Annotated in this window: 1 protein-coding gene; it reads right to left on the bottom strand. The window is 63.8% G+C overall.

All coding sequences use genetic code 11. From position 1 onward, the window contains the following. Positions 1-144: 144 nt before the first annotated feature. The coding region (locus tag BI327_RS40965) for an HU family DNA-binding protein (RefSeq protein WP_245335087.1) at positions 145-625 on the bottom strand (481 nt) is incomplete at its 5' end.

Genomic DNA, 625 nt, shown 5'->3' with positions numbered 1-625 from the left:
AATTCTAGCAGGCCGGCCCGGGATCATGCAAGGCGCGCCCGCCGGCCGGCGCGGACTGTGCCGGCCGGCGGACGCACAAAAAAAGAAAGGGCCCGCCCCTTGCGGGGCAGGCCCTTTCCGGCTTGACCGGATAACCGTGCGGAATTACTGCGCGGCGTCCTTCAGCTTCTTGAGCGGGCGAACCTTCACCTTGACCGAAGCCGGCTTGGCGGGGAACCAGCGCTCTTCACCGGTGAACGGATCCTTGCCGAAGCGCTTGGCCTTGGCGGGAACCTTCTGCACGGCAACCTTGAACAGGCCGGGCAGCGTGAATTCGCCAGCGCCCTTCTTGTCCACGGAGCTCAGCACCGAGGTTTCCAGGCTGGCCAGGACGGCCTTGACCGACTTGGCTTCGACACCGGACTGCTCGACGATGTAGGCGATCAGCTGGGTCTTGTTCAGAGCAGCCTTGATAGCCTTGGGGGCGGCAGCGACCTTCTTGGCGGCGACGACCTTCTTGGCTGCGGGCTTCACAGCGGGTTTGGCGGCGGTAGCCTTCTTTGCGGGCGCCTTGGCGGCGGGCTTGGTGACTTTCTTGGCAGGAGCTTTAGCTTTCGTGGCCATGGTCAAAATCCGTATGTTGAGG

It is taken from the genome of Bradyrhizobium mercantei, assembly GCF_001982635.1.
In the GTDB taxonomy this organism is placed as follows: domain Bacteria; phylum Pseudomonadota; class Alphaproteobacteria; order Rhizobiales; family Xanthobacteraceae; genus Bradyrhizobium; species Bradyrhizobium mercantei.
This window is presented reverse-complemented; position numbering and strand designations above follow the sequence as displayed.